This is a genomic window from Streptomyces sp. NPDC020681 (genome assembly GCF_044334895.1).
Classification (GTDB): domain Bacteria; phylum Actinomycetota; class Actinomycetes; order Streptomycetales; family Streptomycetaceae; genus Streptomyces.
Genome location: NZ_JBIRTX010000087.1, coordinates 1 through 1,021 on the forward strand (window position 1 = coordinate 1; position 1,021 = coordinate 1,021).

1 protein-coding gene is annotated in these 1,021 nt (G+C 63.1%); it reads right to left on the minus strand.

Annotated elements, in window-relative coordinates:
- Positions 1-733 (minus strand): MIP/aquaporin family protein (locus tag ACH4YL_RS40830; RefSeq protein WP_398512602.1); only part of this gene is annotated, 733 nt, incomplete at its 3' end.
- Positions 734-1,021 lie beyond the last annotated feature (288 nt).

The window sequence follows — 1,021 nt, forward strand, 5'->3', positions numbered from 1 at the left end:
GGCCCGCCACATAGACCCAGTAGCTCGTGAAATCGGTGCCGACAAGATTCGGCCCGAACGTGCGCGCGGGGTTCATCGACGCACCGGAGATCGGACTTCCCCAGAGACCGGCCAGCGCAATGTAGGCCCCGACGCCGATCGCCCCAAAGACGCCGATGTTCTGCGCTCCGGATGCCGTGCCGAGAATGACGCTGACGAGCCCCAAAGTCAGCACCCCCTCCATCAGGAACGCGGTGCCCGCCGAGTAGCCTGCCGCCGGATAGTTCGACCCGTAGGTCGACGAAACATTGATCACAGCGTGCAGAAACAACGCCGCGAGCGTGGCGCCGATCACCTGCGCGATGATGTACCCGGGCACGCGACGCCACGGGAAGTCGCCGCGGAGCGAGAAGGCAACGCTGACGGCGGGATTCAAGTGAGCGCCGGAGACTTTACCCATAAACAGGATGATCGCCATCACCATCAGCCCGGGCGCGACCACTGCCGCGCCACGGTCGACGGTGTTGGGAAACGCCTGCCCCATCATTCCGCCGCCAGCGGCGACGAGGACGAGGAAAAACGTCCCCAGCACCTCGGAGAACAACCTACGCCACTCCTGCTTCGGATCCGCGAAATTTGCGAACGTGTCGACCAGCGACTGCTCGTAAGTTTGGAGAAGATGCTGGCCAGGAGCACTCGTCACGATGACTTCTTCTCGTAAATCGAGCGTGAGCATCAGCGATTCGATGAGCATCGGGCCTGAGGCTCCGCGTGGCGTTACGCTACGTAAAGAGCCGCACGCGGTCAACCGTGAAAGGGAGAGCAGGAGGTTTGTCAGTATGGGTCTTCACCCTCCACGTGTCGCAAGGAGACTGACCGACGCTTCGCTCATCTCACGCTTCGCCAACGCACCCACGCGTCCAGCGGGCGTGCGGGCGGGCGGGCGCGTGATTGGATGGAGCCTTTGACGGCGACATGGGAGGGAGCGAGAGTTCGAGCACGGCATCGCCACAGAGAAAGGGGTGCCCTATGAGTAGGGTCG